Genomic DNA, 16,867 nt, shown 5'->3' with positions numbered 1-16,867 from the left:
TGATATTGCGCATTGTCGGGAGGCCAATTAGTCTTTTGAATATCGCAATATCAATGTTCACTTGCACAATTATGCAAGCAAAGAAACCGAAGAGTCGCGCGCTGCTCGGGCAGCTCAGCGACATGGATCTGCGCCTGCTGCGGGTCTTCAAGGGCGTCGTGCAGTGCGGCGGGATGGCGGCGGCCGAACTGGAACTGAATATCGGCATCTCGACCATCAGCCGGCACGTGAAGGATCTGGAAACGCGCCTCGGCCTCGTGCTGTGCCGGCGCGGCCGTGCCGGCTTCACGCTGACGCCCGAAGGCCAGACGGTGTACGAGGAGACGCTGCGGCTGCTCGCGTCGATGGAAGCATTTCGCAGCAGGATCGACGGCATTCACGACCGGATGGGCGGCGAACTGCACATCGCGGTATTCGACAAGACGGCCACCAACGCGAACGCGCGGCTCGGCGACGCGATCCGCCAGTTCGCCGACGAAGCGCCCGACGTCGCGCTGAACCTGCACGTCGCGTCGATCAACGAGGTCGAGCGCGGAATCATCGACGGCAGCTATCAGGTCGGGATCATTCCCGCGCACCGCAGCTCGGGCAGCCTCGTGTATTCGGAACTGTTCGACGAGCGGATGCTGCTCTACTGCGGCCGCCAGCATCCGCTCTACGATGCGCCGCACGGCAAGCTCACGTGGACGACGATCGGCAACCATGCGTTCGCGGGCCTCGGCTTCCATTCGCCGAACATGGAGCTGAGCCATCGCGCGAAGCTCACACGGAGCGCGACCGCGTCGGACCAGGAGTCGATCGCGACGCTGATCCTGTCCGGCCGCTATCTCGGCTTCCTCCCCGACCATTACGCGGAAAGCTTCGAAAACAAGGGGCTGATGCAGCCGATCGCGCCGCACCGGTTCAACTACCGGTGCCGGTTCGTGAGCCTGCTGCGCCGCTCGCCGCGGCCGTCGCGGGCCGCGCTGCTGTTTCAGTCGTGTCTCGAAGCCGCGCATGCGGCCGCGCGTCCGGCGGCATGACGATGTCGCGGCTGAGTGGCTGAGTGGCTGAACGGCTGAACGGCTGAACGGCTGAACGGCAAATCAGTCTGCGCCGGTTTCGCGGCCGCTCACCCCCCCTCGCCCGTACCCGCCTGCGCGTGCATCCGCTTCATGAAATGCGTCGCGACGAGCGCCGCCGCAAAACCCGACATCGCGCCAACGCCGAGCGCCCAGCGCGGGCCCAGATGGTTCGCGACCCAGCCCGCCACCGGCGCGCCGATCGGCGTGCCGCCGAGCGCCACCGCGAGACGCAGCGCCATCACGCGGCCGCGCATCGCCGGCTCAGTCGACAATTGCACCAGGCTGTTGGTCGAGTTCATGAAGGTGATCGCGGCGACGCCGGTCAGCACGAGCGCGGCGCCGAACAGCCAGTAGCCCGGCGCCAGCGCGGCCAGCGTGCAACCGAGCCCGAACAGCGCCGCGCCGATCCACAGATGCCGGAAGCGCGGCCGGTCACGGCGCGCCGCGAGCAGCGCACCGGTAATCGTGCCGACGGCCATCATCGACGACAGCACGCCGAAACCGCGCGCGTCGACGTGAAACACGCTGGCCGCCATCGTCGAGATGAACAGCTGGAAATTGAGCCCGAACGTGCCGATCAGGAACAGCATCACGAGAATCGCCTTCAGGTCCGGGCGCTGCCACACGTAACGGAACCCGTCGAGCAGGCTGCCGCGCGTGCGGCCGGCCCGCGCGTGCGCGCGCAGCTCGTCGGCACGCAGCATCGACAGCGACGCCAGCACCGCGACGAAGCTGAGCCCGTTGAGCAGGAACGCCCAGCCGGTGCCGACCGACGCGATGATGAAGCCGGCCGCCGCCGGCCCGATCATCCGCGCCGCGTTGAACGACGTCGAGTTGAGCGCGACGGCGTTCGCCAGCTCCCGGTCGGCGACCAGTTCCGCGACGAATGTCTGCCGCACCGGCGCATCGAACGCCGACGCGCAGCCGAACAGGAACGCGAACAGATACACGTGCCACAGCTGCGCGACGCCGGTCACCGTCAGCAGCCCCAGCAATAACGCGAGCCCGCCCATCAGCGCCTGCGTCGCCATCAGCAGCTTGCGCTGGTCGAAACGGTCGGCCGCGTACCCCGTCCACGGCAGCAGCAGAAGCTGCGGGCCGAACTGCAGCGACATCACGATGCCGACAGCCGACGCGTCGTGATGCGTGAGCTGCGTAAGGACGAGCCAGTCCTGCGCGGTGCGCTGGATCCACGTGCCGATGTTCGACACCAGCGCGCCGATCGCCCACACGCGATAGTTGAAGCCGCGAAGCGAGCGGAAGACGCCCGCCGCCGGCACGCTCATGGCCGCTCCCTGTCGGGCGCGTTGCCGCCGTGCAGCTCGCCGAAGCACCGCGCGAGGAACAGGCCGAGCAGGAGGATGCCGAGACCGAACGCCGCCGCGTCGGCCGTGACCCGGAGGTCGAAATCGCCGACCCGGCACACCAGCCCATACGCCATCACGAGGTTCGCGACGCCCCACACGACATTCACGGTGGACGACGACAAACCGCGCCCGGGCGGATTCGCGAACGGGGTCTGGAATGGCTCGCCGCGCAACCCGCTGACGAGATGCGGCACGACGTTCGCGAGAAACGCGCCGCCGAAGAAGTACGACACGAGATGCGGGAGGTTCATGTTCGGGTTGTCCTTTCTGCGAGCGGGGCGAGGCGATTTACGAACGCGGCGGTTCCTGGAATTCGGCGAGCCGCTGCAGCAGCTTCACGGCCGACGCGAGCTCGGCCTGCTCTGCCTCCGACAGTTGCGCGTGCAGCGCGCGGAACAGCCAGTCGTCCTTGGCCGCGCGGTTCGCTTGCAGCACCTTGCGGAAACCGGGCGTGAGCGCGATCAGCGTCTGCCGGCCGTCGTTGGGATCGGGCTCCCCGCTGACGGCGCCCAGCGTCTCGAGCGTTGCGACCGTCACGCGCATCGACTGCGGCCGCACGCTTTCGGCACGCGCGAGCGCCGACACGGTCGCGGGGCCGTCGCGGTCGAGCCGCAACAGCACCGACTTCTGCGATGACGTGAGATCGTTCGGGTGAACCTGCTCCCGCATCCGCCGCATCAGCTTGCCGACCGAGATGCGGAGTTCGCCGGCAAGGCCGGCCAGCGGGAGCGCTTCGGAGGGAGGCGATGGCGTGTTCATGTAGTCAGGATAGCCGATATACAGAAAAACTGTACAGTTTAGCTGTGTATTTCAGGCTGTAAGGATCGCGTCGTCGCATGCGCTCGAGCCGATGCGAAGCGTCCCGTTCGGCCGCACGAGCCGGCTCTGCGATAATGCGGGCTCCCCATTTCCGCTCCGCCGCCCGCCATGACGCAGCCGTCCGCCCCGCTCTCCACCGACCTGCCGCCGATCTCGTGCCTGCCCGGCGACGCGCTGCCGTGGCTGCCGATGAGCGCCGACCTGCGGGGGCTGGCGATCAAGTACCTGCACATCAATGCGGCCGAGGACACCCTCACCGCGCTGCTGAAGATGCCGGCCGGCGGCACGCTGCCGCGCCACCGTCATGAAGGCGAGGTGTTCGTCCATACGTTGCAGGGGGCGTGGCGCTACCGCGAATACGACTGGGTGGCGCACGCCGGCTCGACGGTGCTCGAACCGGCCGGCTCGGTGCATACGCCGGAAACGCTCGGCGCGCCGGGCGAGGACGTGATCACGCTCAACGTGATGCGCGGCGATCTCGTGCTGCTCGGCGACGACGGCCGCGAGACCGCGCGCGAGAACTGCCGCGTCGCGCTGCTGCGCCAGCGCAAGCATGCGCGTACGGCGCCGGACGACGCCGCGCCGTTCGTCACGCGGTAACGCAGGCGCCACCGTCGCGTCACGATCCGCGTGGCGCTCGCGCTTCCTGTCGGCCGGATGGCCGCCGGTGCGCTTCGCCGGCCGACCCGATCATCACCGAAAGCGCCGGAAAAATGTCCGAATATCGTCGGCCAGCCGATCCGGCTCTTCCATCGCCGCGAAATGGCCGCCGCTCGGCATGTCGGTCCATTGCACGACGTCGAACACGCGTTCGAGCAAGCTGCGCGGCGGACGGCTGATTTCCTTCGGAAAGCGCGCGAACGCGACAGGCACCGTCACACGTTGCCCGGCTGCGAAGCGCATGGGCTGCAGGCGGTTTTCCCAATACATCTGCATTGACGAGCCGATGCAGCCGGTGAACCAGTAGAGCGAGATGCCGGTCAGCAGCGCATCGTGCGAAAACCGCCGTGCGACGTCGCCGTCGCAATCGCTCCATGCACGGAATTTCTCGGCGATCCAGGCGGCCAGTCCGGCCGGCGAATCGTTGAGCGCGACGGCCAGCGTCTGCGGCTTCGTCATGTGCATATGCGCGTATCCGCCTTCCAGCGCGGCCCATTCGCCGCGCTGCGTCACGAAGGCCCGTTCGTCGTCGGTCAGCGGCGCAGCCGCGTCGGTCGGCGGTTCGTAGCTGCCGGGCAAGTAGTTCAGATGAATGCCGTCCACCCTGTCGGCATGCCGCGCGCCGAGCGCGATCGACACGCCTGCGCCGAGATCGCCGCCTTGTGCGCCGAAGCGTCGATAGCCGAGGCCGGACATCAATGCCGCCCAGCGGTCGGCGACCTGCAATGCCGACATGCCGGGCGCCGTTGGCGCGGGCGAGAACAGGAAACCGGGCAGCGACGGTACGACCACATCGAACGCGTCGTCAGGATCACCGCCGAATGCCGCCGGATCGCACAGGCGATCGATCAGCGCGTCGAATTCGAATACGGAGCCCGGCCAGCCGTGCGTGATGACGAGCGGATAAGGTTTCGGTCCCGCCCCACGCCGATGGATGAAATGCACGCGCTGCCCGCCTGCATCCGCGACGAACTGCGGCAACCGGTTCAGCGCGCGCTCCACCGCGCGCCAGTCGAAGCGCTCGGCCCAGTACTCGGTCAGTTCACTCAGCCACGCGCCGTCCACACCCTGCTGCCACGGCTCGGCGGGCGTGAGCACCGGCGGGCGACGGGTGCGCAGGCGCCGACGCAGGTCATCCAGCGCTTGATCGGGTATCGCAATGTCGAACGGCTCGGCGTGCATGATGTCTCCTCTCGAAACGTGCCGGAGATTCTGCGTGATTTTTCCGCTGGCTGCCGGCGTCTCGCGCCCACGGGTGTCAGCCCGTTTCCCGCTCGCCCGCCCGCGCCTCGCGCCGTATCGCCTGCGGCGGGACGCCGAACCCGCGCACGAACGCCTCGCGCATGTGGCGGCGGTCGCGAAAGCCGTTTTCCTTCGCAATCACGTCGAGCGGGTGGCGGCTCTGCTCGATCATCAGCCGCGCATTCTCCAGCCGCAGCCGCTCGATCGCCTTCGCCGGCGACTGCCCCGTTTCGAGCGTGAACACGCGGCTGAACTGGCGCGGGCTCAGGTGCACGGCTTCGGCGAGATCCTCGACGGTCAGCGCGCGGCCGAGATGCTGCCGCGCGTAGTTCAGCGCGTTCTGGATCCGGTCGGATTTCGGCGCGAGCTTCAGCATTTCCGAATGCTGCGACTGGCCGCCGGCCCGCAGCTGGTGCATCACGAGCTTGTGCGCGACCGATCGGGCGGCATCGGCGCCGAGATCCTTTTCCACCATTGCAAGCGCGAGGTCGAGGCCGGCCGTCATCCCGGCCGATGTCCAGATCGGGCCGTCGACGATGTAGATCCGGTCTTCCTCGACGCGTATCTCCGGATGGCACCGCTGCATGTCGCGGCCGAACGCCCAGTGCGTCGTCGCGCGGCGCCGCGCGAGCAGCCCGGCCTCGGCCAGCACGAACGCGCCCGTGCAGATGCCGGCGATCCGCTGCGCACGTGCGTTGGCGCGGCGCAGGAACGCGACGATATCGGCCGGCGCCGGCGAAGCGATCGGATCGTTGACGCCCGCGACGAGCCACGTATCGACGGCGATCCGCCCGCGCAGCGCGCGCGTGGCGACCGACAGCCCGAGCGACGAGCGCACGTCGCCGCCGTCGACCGAATAGTTGTCCATCACGTAGAACGGCTCGCTCATGCCCATGTTCGCGTACTCGAACACCGATTGCGCGGCGAGCGCCATGATCTGGAAACCGTCGCTGATCAGAAAACCGATGCGGTGCATGTGCGTTCTCCCGTCCCGGGCAAGAGGGTCGGCCCGATGTCCTGAATCATACCTATCTACGTCATTTGTGTCGCGGCGATTCGAGACCAGAATGGCTTCACGCCATCCGGCCATTCCCATCGAAACGGAGCACATCATGACGCAAGCACATCTCGGTACCGCCCTCATTACCGGCGCCTCGTCGGGCATCGGCGCCGTCTACGCGGACCGCCTCGCGCGCCGCGGCTACGACCTGATCCTGGTCGCGCGCAGCCGTGAGCGGCTGGCCGCCCTCGCCGAGCGCATCACGAACGACACGCAGCGCAGCGTCGAGATCATCGGCGCCGACCTCAACGACCGCGCCGCACTCGCCGCCGTCGAGGCGAAGCTGAAGCAGGATGCGAGCATCACGCTGCTCGTGAACAACGCGGGCGTCGGCACGCACGCGCCGCTGCTCGACAGCGACGTCGACGCGATGACGCGGATGATCGACCTCAACGTGACCGCGCTCACACGCCTCACCTATGCGGCGGTGCCCGGCTTCGTCGCCCGTGGCCACGGTGCGGTGATCAACATTTCGTCGATCGTCGCGATCTCCCCGGAAACGCTGAACGGCGTGTACGGCGGCAGCAAGGCGTTCGTGCTCGCGTTCAGCCAGTCGCTGCATCACGAGCTCGCCGACAAGGGCGTGCAGGTGCAGGCCGTGCTGCCCGGCGCGACCGCCACCGATTTCTGGCAGACGGGCGGCCTGCCGCTCGAACATCTGCCGAAGGAAATCGTGATGCCGGCGCCGGACATGGTCGACGCGGCGCTGGTCGGTTTCGATCGTGGCGAACTCGTGACGATCCCGTCGCTGCACGCGGGCGACGAATGGGCCGCGTACGAGGCCGCGCGCCGCACGATGGCGCCGCACCTGTCGGCCGACACGCCCGCGCCGCGCTACGCGACGGCAAGCTGAGCACGCGGCATCCCGCAGGTCGAAAGCAGCGAACATGTCGAACCCCGGGAGGTGCTGCGGAACACGGTGATGCGTGACGAATCGTCCGTCATCGTCCGAGGTTCCGCGGCACGTTTCCGGGCGTATGCCGATCGGGGGATTCGTCTACGGAAACACGCATCGGATTCTTTCCTGGCCGGCACAAATGTCGCGAACCGACAGACGATTCCGGTTCGCTTGCCACGCATTCCGCGCAACAGTAAGCTCTGCGATTGCAGTCCCCAAGCGACCTCGTTCGACCGGCATTCGTCCGATCACGAGGGCCATCGTCCGTTGCGGAATTCGACCATGCGGGTCCGTATGTTCATCACCGAGACGGGTGACGCGCCGGCCTCCGCACGCGGTTCGGCCAACCGTCAGCCCACGCTCCCACCCCTGCCGGAACTGGACACCGTCTGCCGTGTCGCGCGTGCGCATTTCAGCGCCACAGGCGCGTTCATCGTGCGCGCCGACGCCGGTGCGCAACGCGTGCTGGCCGCCGACGGCGAACTGACCGACCGGCTTGCCGATTCACTTTCCGCCGACGGCTTGCCGCCCCAAGCCGAGCCGCCCCCCGCTGCCGAAGCCCGGTTCGCCGTGCACGGCGCGAACGCCAACGGGCAACGCAACGAAGGCGCGCCTCACGCGCCGCGGATCATCGCGGCCTGCAAGCTGGCCGCCCCCGATGGCGCGACCCTGGGCACGCTGTGCGTCGTTGACGATAAACGCCCGGCGCTCGACGCCACGCAATATGCGCTGCTGTGCGACCTCGCCACGCTCGCCGCCGGCACGCTTGCCCGCGCGACCGAAGCAGCCGCGTTGCGTGAACGGCTCGGCGTCGTCGAGGAACACAGCACGCTGACCACGCTCGCGCTGACCGAAAGCGGCACCGGCGTGTGGGATCGCAACGTGGAAACCGGCGAGATCCATTACTCGCCGGCCTGGAAGGCCATGCTCGGCTACGCGCCGCACGAGCTCAGCACCCGGATCGAGGACGCGTACGAACGGCTGCATCCGGACGACGTCGCCGACGTGAAGGCCGCGATGCTCGCGCACTTCGAGCGGCGCACCGACTACTACGCGGTCGAGCACCGCATCCGCTGCAAGGACGGCTCGTACAAATGGATCTGCAGCCGCGGCAAGGTGATTGCCCGCGACAGCAACGGCCGCGCGCTCCGGATGGTCGGAACGACCACGGACATCACCGCGCTGCGCGAGCTCGCCGTGCGATTGCGCGACTCGGCCGCGCTCGTCACGGATCTCACCGACCAGGTTCCCGGGCTGGTGTTCCAGCTGCGGCAGGCGCCCGACGGGCGCCGCTTCTTTTCCTACGCGAGCGCGGGTGTCGGCGACATCTACGAACTGACGCCCGAACAGATCGCCCGCAGCGCCGAGGCGGTCGAGACGCGCATCCATCCGGCCGATCTGGTCGCCTATCGGCAGTCGCTGCACGACTCGTCGGTGCGACTGACGCCGTGGCGGCTCGAATATCGCGTGCTGCTGCCCGGCCAGGGCCTGCGCTGGCGCGAAGGCGACGCGCGCCCGCAGCGCACGGCCGACGGCGGCACCGTGTGGCACGGCTTCATCACCGACGCGACCGACCGCAAGCACATCGAGGCCGAACTGCACCGGATGGCGACCACCGACCACCTGACGCAGTTGTCGAACCGCCATGCATTCATGCGGCAAAGCGAAGCCGCGCTGCGCGCCGTGCGCACGACCGGCCAGGCCGCCGCGGTGCTGATGCTCGATCTTGATCACTTCAAGGCGCTGAACGATCGCTGGGGTCACCCGGTCGGCGACCGCGCGCTGCGGCATTTTGCGCGGCTGCTGCTCGCGGAAACCGGGCCGGACGGCATCGTCGGGCGGGTCGGCGGCGAGGAATTCGCGATCGTGCTGCCGGGCGCGGATCTCGACCGCGCGCTGGCATTCGCACAGCGCGTGCAACAACGCGCGAGCCAGGCGCGGCTCACGCACGAGGATCAGCAGGTCACGCTGACCGTCAGCATCGGCATCGACGCGATGCGGGCGTCGGACTTCGGCGCATACCAGCCGCTGTCGCGCGCCGACAAGGCGCTCTATCTCGCGAAGGAGCGCGGCCGCAACCGGATCGAGGTGTATCGGGCGTAGATTTCGGCCAGGCGACGCTCGCTCCTCGCCGGGCGTGCCGCCACCCCCGTTGCGCGACCGATTCGGAACCGATCGTGTAGGCTGGCGCCCCTGACCCTGCCCACTCCGACTTGCCATGGACAATGCCAAACGCACCGCGCGAATCGCGTCAGGTCTTCTCGTCGTCGCGCTCATCGAGCTGCTGGCGCTTCTGATCGGCTATGTGTTCGCCAGTTCGCTGGACGATCCGTACACCGGCGTGCGCGTGCTGATCACCGCGCTCTTCTGGGCGGCGGGCCTTTCGGCCATCGGGGTCGTCGCGGCCGTCGCCTGCCTGTCGATCGACCTGCAGGCGCGCGGCGGCACGCTCTACGGAGCGCTGGTGCTGCACGGCCTGCTCGTCCTGCCCGGGCTGTTTCTGTCCCTCCACTGAAGCGCACCGGCGCCGCCCGCGTCACGCCGACCCTTCACGCGCCACCGCCCGCACGCCCAGCAGCATCGCGACCGCGCACGCGGCCAGCAGCGCCGCGATCATCAGCATCGCCGGATCCATGCTGCCGGTTCTCGTGCGGATCAGCCCGACGAGCCACGGCGTGATCATGCCGCTCGATACGCCGATGCTGCTGATCAGCGCGATCCCGCCCGCCGCGCCCGCACCGGAGAAATACGCGGACGGCACGGCCCAGAACACCGGATGCGCGGCAAAGATCAGCATCGCCGCGACCGACAGCAGCGCCATCATCGCGACGATGCTCGGCAGGTGCAGCGTCAGCAGCGCGAGCGCCACCGCCCCCCCGAACGCGCATGCCGCGAAGTGCCGGCGCCGTTCGCGCTTGCGATCGGAGCGCCGCGCGATCGCGATCAGGCCGGCCGCGCCGATCGCGTTCGGGACGACGGACAACAGGCTGATCTGCACGACATCGTGGATGCCGAATTCGCGAATCATCAGCGGCATCCAGAACAACAGCATCAGGAGCGCGGTGGTCAGCGAGAAATAGATGAAAGCGAACAGGTACGTGCGTGGTTCGGCCAGCACCTGGCGCAGCGAGTGCGGCGCCGGCGTATCGACACCGGCGCGGTCGGCGGCCAGGTCGGCCGCGAGCCGCCGGCGGTCGGCGTCGGACAACCAGCGCGCGTGCTCCGGACGATCGCACAGCCAGAACCACGCGATCACGCCGAGCACGATCGCGGGCGCGCCTTCGATCGCGAACATCCATTGCCAGCCGTGCAACCCGAGCACGCCCGACATCCCGCGCATCAGCCAGCCCGACAGCAGCCCGCCGACCATCCCGGCCACCGCGACGCCCGCGTAGAAAATCGACAGCACCGACGCGCGCCGCCGCGCCGGATACCAGTACGTCAGATAGAACACCACGCCCGGAAAGAACCCGGCCTCGAACAGCCCGAGCAGGAAGCGCAGCACGTAGAAATGCTTCGCGCTGTCGACGGTGATCATCGCGACCGACACCGCGCCCCACAGGAACATGATCCGCGCAAACGTGCGGCGCGCACCGAAGCGGCGCAGCAGTGCGTTGCTCGGCACCTCGAACAGCACGTAGCCGACGAAGAACAGCACCGCGCCGAGGCTGTACATCGCGTCGGTCAGGCCGAGGTCCTGCCGCATCTGCAACTGCGCGAAGCCGATATTGCTGCGATCGAGAATCGACACGATGTAGCAGATGAACAGGAACGGCACGATCCGCGCGCCGATGCGGCGGTACAGCGCGTCGTCGTCCGTTGATGCGACACCTGGCGCGACGGCACGCGCGGCGTCCGCTTGAAGAGGGGCTGACATCGATCGTCTCCTCGATGGATTCGGGTGCGGGGCCCACACGGGGTGCCGGTCACCGCCGCCCGCCAGCAGCGACCGGCCGTTGCCTGCCTAGTCGCGCGGCGCGCCTTCGCCTTTCACGCCGAGCATCAGCGCGACGCCGCTCGCCACCAGCAGCGCGGCCAGCAGATACACGGCGAGGTCCATGCTGCCGGTGCGCGTGCGGATCATCCCGATCACCCACGGGCTGACGATGCCGCTCGTGATCCCGATGCTGCTGATCAGCGCAATCCCGGCCGCGGCCGCGTTGCCCGACAGGTAGCGGGTCGGCACGGCCCAGAAGATCGGCAACGCGGCGAAGATCAACGTCGCCGCGACCGACAGGCACGCGAGCATCGCCGCGAAGCTGTGCAGGTGCAGCGTCAGCGCCGCGAGCGCGAGCCCGCCGCCGATCGTGCAGCACGCGAAGTGCTTGCGGCGCTCGCCGGTGCGGTCCGAACGGCGCGCGATCAGGATCAGCCCCACCGCGCCGACCGCATTCGGCACGACCGTATACAGGCTCACGGCCACGACGTCGGTCACGCCGAAGTCGCGAATCATCAGCGGCATCCAGAAGTTGAGCGTCAGCGACGCGCAGGTCAGCGAGAAATAGATGAACGCGAACAGATACACGCGCGGGTTCGCGAGTGCCGCCACGAGGCTGCGCCCGTCGTGCGCGTGGCCGCGGCCGCGGCCGTCGGCGCACAGCGCGGCAACCCGCGCCTTTTCATCGGACGTGAGCCACGTGGCGTCCTGCGGCCGGTCGACCAGCAGCGTGAACGCGGCGAATGCGAGCAGGATCGCCGGCGCGCCTTCGATCGCGAACATCCACTGCCAGCCGTGCATCCCGAGCACGCCGCTCATGTCGCGCATGATCCAGCCCGACATCAGGCCGCCGAGCACGCCGGCCACCGCGACGCCCGCGAAGAACACCGAGATCGCGGCCGCCCGCCGGTTCGCGGGGAACCAGTAGGTCAAGTACAGCACGATGCCGGGAAAGAACCCCGCTTCGAATACGCCGAGCAGGAAGCGCAGCACGTAGAAATGCGACGGCTGCGACACGAACATCATCCCGGTCGACGCGATGCCCCACAGCAGCATGATCCGCGTGAAGGTGCGGCGCGCGCCGAAGCGCGCGAGCAGCAGGTTGCTCGGCACTTCGCAGCACACATAGCCGACGTAGAACACCGCGGCGCCGAGGCCGTACATCGCATCGCTGAAGCCGAGATCGTGCTTCATCTGCAACTGCGCGAAGCCGATGTTGATACGGTCGAGGAACGAGATGACGTAACAGAGGAACAGGAACGGCACGATTCGCCACGCGATCTTGCGGAACAGCAGCGCGTCGTTCGTGGCGGCGGAAGCCGAAGCGCTCGCGTGCGCGAGCGTCGCTTCGGCGGGAAGCGATCGAGGCATGTCTCTCTCCAAACAGGCGGCGCGATTCGAGCGCGCAGCCGTCTCCCGGGGCGTACGTGCGCCCTGCTTTCTTGTGAGAACGGATACGGTGGACGGAAAGGCGGCAGGAAGCCGTGGCCAGTCGCCGCGTCAGAAAAAAGGCGGAGTGCCCTGTCGGACACCCCGCCTGTGCAAGCCGCTCAATCCTGCAGCGCGGCCCACATTTCCTTGTCGCGCTGCGCCGTCCAGATGCGCGGATGCGTGATGCCGCTCGCTTCGTCGAACGCACGCGACACGTCGAACGGCAGACAGTGCTCGTAGATGAACACGTGGCCGAACTTCGGGTCCATCGCTTCGCGGGTGAGCGCCATCGACGCCTTCAGGTCGAGCTTCTGCTCGACGGCCTTGCGGCCCTGTGCGAGCAGCGTCGTGACGAAATCCTTCGTGTAGTCGAGGCCCTTGTTCACGTCGGCCGGGTTCAGCAGCGCGGGGCCGCGGCCCGGCACGAGCTTCTCGGCGCCGAGCGCGCGCAGCGCCTCGAGCGTGGCCGGCCATTGCTCGAGCTGAGCGTCGCCGCAATAGCATGCGGCGTCGTATTCGACGAGGTCGCCCGAGAACAGCACCTTCTGCGACGGGATCCAGACGATCGTGTCGCCCTTCGTGTGGCCCGAGCCGACGTGCATGATCTTCACTTCGAGCTTGCCGAGGAACAGCGTGATCTCGCGCTCGAACACGAGCGTCGGCCAGGTCAGGCCCGGCACCGTCTCGACGCCGGCGAACAGGCGCGGGAAGCGTTCGATCTCCGACTTCATGTCCGCCTCGCCGCGCTCGACGATCATCTCGTAGGTGCCGCGGCTCGCGATCACGTGCTGCGCGCCTTCGGCGAAATACGCGGACGCGCCGAGCACGCGCACCGCGTGGTAGTGCGACAGCACGACGTGCTTGATCGGCTTGTCGGTCACGCTGCGGATCTTCGCGATCAGGTCCTGGGCCATCGCCGGCGTCGCGGTCGTGTCGACGATCAGCACGCTGTCGTCGCCGATGATCACACCCGAGTTCGGGTCGCCTTCGGCGGTGTACGCGTAGGCGTTCTCGGACAGCTTCGTCCAGGTGACTTTCTTCTCTTCCAGATCGGCTTGGGAGGCGAATGCTTTGGCCATGTTGCGTTCCGTGGCTGCGAGCCATGTGTTGAGGGGAGTGAGCGGATCATCTTCCCGCGTCGGATATTTGTCAATGACAAAGTCGCTTGCTATTGTTTAATACGGGTAAACCTGCGGGCTGGCGCGATAAATGGCGTCGGATACCATGCGGGGTTTCGTCAACGGAAGATTCATCGCGTGCAGAACCACGAAGTCAGCGCAGACGACGCGCCGCCCAAGGCGCAGCGCGGGATCCAGAGTGTCGAGGTCGGCGGCCGGCTGCTCGACGCGCTCGCGCGCCGGCGCAAGCCGCTCGGCCTGTCCGAGCTGGCCGCGGCGGCCGACCTGTCGACCGCGCAGGCGCACACCTATCTCGTCAGCCTGACGCGGCTTGCGCTCGTGAAGCGCGATGCGATCACCGGCAATTACGAGCCGGGGCCGTTGTCGCTGCGTCTCGGGCTGATGTCGATCGAGCGCCAGCCGGCCTATCGGGCGGCGCTGCCGCACGCGGCGCGACTCGCGGAAGCGGTCGGCCTGAGCGTCGCGCTGTCGGTGCCGGGCGTGCTCGGGCCCACGATCGTGCGTATCGAGCACGGCGGCTATCCGCTGCACGTGAACCTGCACGTCGGTTCGGTGATGTCGCTCGACACCACGGCCACCGGCCGCGTATTCCGCGCGTTCGGCGATCCCGCGCAACTCGACGCGATGGCGGCCAGCCAGGCCGGCGCGGGCGCCACGCTCGCGGGCGCGGAGCAGCCCGCGCCGGACGCCGGCGTGCCGCGGGCCGAACTCGATGCAATCCGCACCCGCGGTATCGAGCGCGGCGTCGACCTGCCGAGCCCCGGCGTCAGCGCGATGTGCGTGCCGGTGTTCGACGCGACGGGCACGCTGCAGCTCGCGTTGACGGTGATCGGTTCGACAGGCTCGATCGACGTCGACTGGGACGGCCCGATCGCGGCGGCATTGCGCGACGCGGCACGGCAGGCCACCGCCTTGCTCGGCGCGGCGCACGACGCGCCCCCGCCGGTTTCCGGCCCGGCCCCGGCCGCCCCGCGCGTGCCGCCTGCCCTGGCTGACGATGCGAAGGCACAGCGCGGCATCCATGCGCTCGACAGCACCGGCGAGCTGCTGCTTGCGCTGGTGTCGGCGGGCCGCGCGCTGCCGCTGCGCGATCTCGCGGCGGCGGCCGGCATGCCGGCCGCGAAGGCCTTTCCGCATCTCGTCAGCCTGCAGAAGATCGGCCTGCTGAGCCGCGACGACGCCGGCTGCTTCGGCGGCGGCCCGCTCGGGCAGGCGCTCGGCCTGATCGCGATGCAGCGCGTGTCGCCGACGCGCGACGCGGAAGCCGAGATCGTCGCGCTGGCCGGCGCGACCGACATGAGCGTCGCGGCCGCGACGCTCGGGCCGCTCGGCCCGACCGTGATCCGACTCGAGGAGTCGGCGCGGCCGCAGCACGTGAGCCTGCAGGTCGGCACGGTGATGTCGCTCGTTAATACGGCGATCGGACGGGTCTTCGCGGCCGGCATGCCTGACGACGTGCTGGCCGACCTGCTCGCGGACGAACCCGTGCGCCTCGCGGGCAACGCCGCCGCGCCGGTCGACGATGCCTTCCGCGCTCGGCTCGCGACGATCCGCGCGACCGAACTCGATTTCGCATTCGACGCGCCGGTGCCGGGCATCGGGACAGTCGCCGCACCCGTGTTCGATCACACCGGCAGCATCCGGCTCGTGATCGCGATCATCGGCTCGTCACGCGGCTTCCCGCGCGGGCCCGACAGCGACCTCGCGCAGGCGTTGCTCGCCGCGACGCGGCGGCTGTCGTGGCGGTTCGGGTGGATCGGCGGGTAAGCCGCCGCCCGCCGCGACCGACCGACGCCCACCGCTCGAATCCCCTCTGTTGCCCCATGCGAGGCCGTGCCGGCGCGGCCTTGTCGCGCCGGTGGGCCACGCGCAGGCAGCCGATATTCATGTTGCGAAGTCGCAACACAAAATGTCAGTAATTCTCATATAACGAAATCACATTTCACAAAGCGGAGGCGTTTCGCTATGATTAGGGTTATCCCTAACTCGCCACCTATACGGGGCTTCGTCATGCAAACGTCTAACCTCTCCGACCGTTCCACCCAATCCGCTGGCTGGCTCGCACGCATGGGCGAGCTGATTGCAGAAGCATGGGCACTCCACCTCGAGAACTGCGAAGTCATCGCCGAAGCACACGCACGCCTGCCGCGCTGAGCGGAACGACCGGCCGGCTGCGGGCCGTCCGCACGTCGCCTTGCCTGATCAGCTTGCCCGGACGCGCGCCACGAGGTCGCGGCGTCGGGCAACGGGGTGCAAGGCCAGTCACTGGAAACAGGCCGGATAGCGCTGGTGAACGCGTTTCGTATCCAGGGCGCGTTGAAGGTGCTCTGAAGTCGCTCTGAAGTTGCTTTGAAGCCGATACCGGTGCCGATTGGCACCGGTGTGGTTTTTTGTCTATCGGCTACCCAGGCCCGCAGCCGTTATCCAGCCTGTACGCGGGTACACCGGATCGCCGCGGACGGAAGATTCATCCGCGTCGCCGGCCCAGGTACCGAATCGCGCCGTACGCCTTGTCTCCTCGCCCGCTTGCCGGCTTTCTCCGCGCAAACGCGCAACCCCATGCGCCGTCGTTTAACCCACGGCCGCATGCTCGTCCCCTTTCTCAAAACACCTGAATCGACGGCACGTCCTTCATGCAGCGCAGCGCGAACATCGAGCGGCTGTGACGGATGCTCGAAATCTTGTACAGCTTTTCGCGCAGGAAACGCTCGTAGCCGGCCGTGCCGTCCACCGCGACCTTGATCCAGTAGTCGTACTCGCCCGACACGAGATAGGCCTCGAGCACCTCGGGCAGTGCGGCGAGTTCCTCGCCGAAGCGCGCGAGCGCGTCGTCCTCGTGGCGATCGAGCGTGACTTCAAGGATCACGATGTCCGCGTAGCCCAGCTTCCGCTGGTTGACGAGCGCAACATAACCGTCGATGTAGCCGTCCATCTCGAGCTGCCGCGTGCGGTTCCAGCACGCGGTGGTCGACATCCCGATCTGTTCGGCCAGTTCGGCGTTCGACAGACGCGCATTTTTCTGCAGTGCACCCAGGATTTTGCGATCCTGGCTGTCGAGCGTTTTCGGCGAGCGTTCACGTGTGGCCATGGCGGAAAGAATCTTCTACTGAAAAGCCGGATTCTATCTGAACGACATTCCGGATTTGTGTCGGTTTGTGTGGAAAAGCGGAAGCCTTTTAATCCGGCCCCTTGATATATTTTTACCCATGCCTGCTGTCCGGCACGCTCCCCGCGACAACCCCTTCGCAAC

The 16,867-nt window shown here is 67.9% G+C and carries 16 protein-coding genes; 7 read left to right on the top strand and 9 right to left on the bottom strand.

Features of this window, described 5'->3' with window-relative positions; all coding sequences use genetic code 11:
• Window positions 1–71: 71 nt before the first annotated feature.
• Window positions 72–1,022: a LysR family transcriptional regulator gene (locus tag HWX39_RS12710; RefSeq protein WP_175968421.1), complete on the top strand. Its 951-nt coding sequence runs from the start codon at window positions 72–74 to the stop codon at window positions 1,020–1,022.
• 89 nt (window positions 1,023–1,111) lie between these two features.
• On the opposite strand, the gene HWX39_RS12705 is transcribed toward HWX39_RS12710, so the two are convergent.
• From HWX39_RS12705 to HWX39_RS12695, 3 genes are read right to left on the bottom strand one after another with little or no spacing between them, the layout of a single operon-like run.
• Window positions 1,112–2,350, bottom strand: coding sequence for an MFS transporter (locus tag HWX39_RS12705; protein WP_175968420.1), 1,239 nt, complete (start codon window positions 2,348–2,350; stop codon window positions 1,112–1,114).
• Window positions 2,347–2,682, bottom strand: a complete 336-nt coding sequence (locus HWX39_RS12700; RefSeq protein WP_175968419.1) for a hypothetical protein — start codon at window positions 2,680–2,682, stop codon at window positions 2,347–2,349. Before HWX39_RS12700 ends, HWX39_RS12705 begins: the two co-directional genes overlap by 4 nt.
• A 37-nt stretch (window positions 2,683–2,719) precedes the next feature.
• Window positions 2,720–3,190, bottom strand: a complete 471-nt coding sequence (locus HWX39_RS12695) for a MarR family transcriptional regulator (RefSeq protein WP_175968418.1) — start codon at window positions 3,188–3,190, stop codon at window positions 2,720–2,722.
• A 168-nt stretch (window positions 3,191–3,358) separates the two neighbouring features.
• Between HWX39_RS12695 and HWX39_RS12690 the strand changes: the two genes are divergently transcribed.
• On the top strand, window positions 3,359–3,850 hold the full coding sequence (locus HWX39_RS12690) for a 2,4'-dihydroxyacetophenone dioxygenase family protein (protein ID WP_175968417.1): 492 nt from the start codon (window positions 3,359–3,361) through the stop codon (window positions 3,848–3,850).
• 93 nt (window positions 3,851–3,943) lie between these two features.
• Here the strand turns inward: HWX39_RS12690 and HWX39_RS12685 are convergent, their stop codons facing one another.
• Both HWX39_RS12685 and HWX39_RS12680 read right to left on the bottom strand, forming a co-directional pair.
• Window positions 3,944–5,092: an epoxide hydrolase family protein gene (locus tag HWX39_RS12685; RefSeq protein ID WP_175968416.1), complete on the bottom strand. Its 1,149-nt coding sequence runs from the start codon at window positions 5,090–5,092 to the stop codon at window positions 3,944–3,946.
• 76 nt (window positions 5,093–5,168) lie between these two features.
• On the bottom strand, window positions 5,169–6,128 hold the full coding sequence (locus HWX39_RS12680; RefSeq protein ID WP_175968415.1) for a GlxA family transcriptional regulator: 960 nt from the start codon (window positions 6,126–6,128) through the stop codon (window positions 5,169–5,171).
• A 136-nt stretch (window positions 6,129–6,264) separates the two neighbouring features.
• Here HWX39_RS12680 and HWX39_RS12675 point away from each other — a divergent pair, with 136 nt between their 5' ends.
• The 3 genes from HWX39_RS12675 to HWX39_RS12665 all read left to right on the top strand — a co-directional run bounded on the left by HWX39_RS12675 (window position 6,265) and on the right by HWX39_RS12665 (window position 9,625).
• Window positions 6,265–7,065: an SDR family oxidoreductase gene (locus HWX39_RS12675; RefSeq protein ID WP_175968414.1), complete on the top strand. Its 801-nt coding sequence runs from the start codon at window positions 6,265–6,267 to the stop codon at window positions 7,063–7,065.
• Between the two features lie 327 nt (window positions 7,066–7,392).
• Window positions 7,393–9,213, top strand: coding sequence for a sensor domain-containing diguanylate cyclase (locus HWX39_RS12670; protein WP_244134980.1), 1,821 nt, complete (start codon window positions 7,393–7,395; stop codon window positions 9,211–9,213).
• Between the two features lie 115 nt (window positions 9,214–9,328).
• Complete coding sequence (locus HWX39_RS12665; RefSeq protein ID WP_175968413.1) at window positions 9,329–9,625, top strand: hypothetical protein; 297 nt, start codon at window positions 9,329–9,331, stop codon at window positions 9,623–9,625.
• Between the two features lie 21 nt (window positions 9,626–9,646).
• Here the strand turns inward: HWX39_RS12665 and HWX39_RS12660 are convergent, their stop codons facing one another.
• From HWX39_RS12660 to HWX39_RS12650, 3 genes are all read right to left on the bottom strand, one after another.
• A complete protein-coding gene (locus HWX39_RS12660; protein WP_175968412.1) occupies window positions 9,647–10,987 on the bottom strand; it encodes an MFS transporter in 1,341 nt (446 codons plus the stop codon).
• 87 nt (window positions 10,988–11,074) lie between these two features.
• Window positions 11,075–12,418 (bottom strand): MFS transporter, encoded by a 1,344-nt coding sequence (locus HWX39_RS12655; RefSeq protein ID WP_175968411.1) that lies wholly within the window; start codon window positions 12,416–12,418, stop codon window positions 11,075–11,077.
• Window positions 12,419–12,597: 179 nt separating this feature from the next.
• Entirely contained in the window at window positions 12,598–13,557 is a 960-nt protein-coding gene (locus HWX39_RS12650; RefSeq protein ID WP_175968410.1) for an MBL fold metallo-hydrolase, read from the bottom strand.
• 177 nt (window positions 13,558–13,734) lie between these two features.
• Here HWX39_RS12650 and HWX39_RS12645 point away from each other — a divergent pair, with 177 nt between their 5' ends.
• Both HWX39_RS12645 and HWX39_RS12640 read left to right on the top strand, forming a co-directional pair.
• On the top strand, window positions 13,735–15,384 hold the full coding sequence (locus HWX39_RS12645) for an IclR family transcriptional regulator C-terminal domain-containing protein (RefSeq protein WP_175968409.1): 1,650 nt from the start codon (window positions 13,735–13,737) through the stop codon (window positions 15,382–15,384).
• Between the two features lie 243 nt (window positions 15,385–15,627).
• Window positions 15,628–15,771, top strand: a complete 144-nt coding sequence (locus tag HWX39_RS12640) for a hypothetical protein (protein ID WP_244134979.1) — start codon at window positions 15,628–15,630, stop codon at window positions 15,769–15,771.
• A gap of 448 nt (window positions 15,772–16,219) precedes the next feature.
• On the opposite strand, the gene HWX39_RS12635 is transcribed toward HWX39_RS12640, so the two are convergent.
• Entirely contained in the window at window positions 16,220–16,705 is a 486-nt protein-coding gene (locus HWX39_RS12635) for an Lrp/AsnC family transcriptional regulator (protein ID WP_175968407.1), read from the bottom strand.
• Between the last annotated feature and the right edge of the window lie 162 nt (window positions 16,706–16,867).

The sequence above is a fragment of the Burkholderia sp. BCC0322 genome, assembly GCF_902833045.1.
GTDB lineage: Bacteria > Pseudomonadota > Gammaproteobacteria > Burkholderiales > Burkholderiaceae > Burkholderia.
Note: the sequence above shows the minus strand (reverse complement) of the source record. Positions and strands in the feature narration are given on the sequence as shown.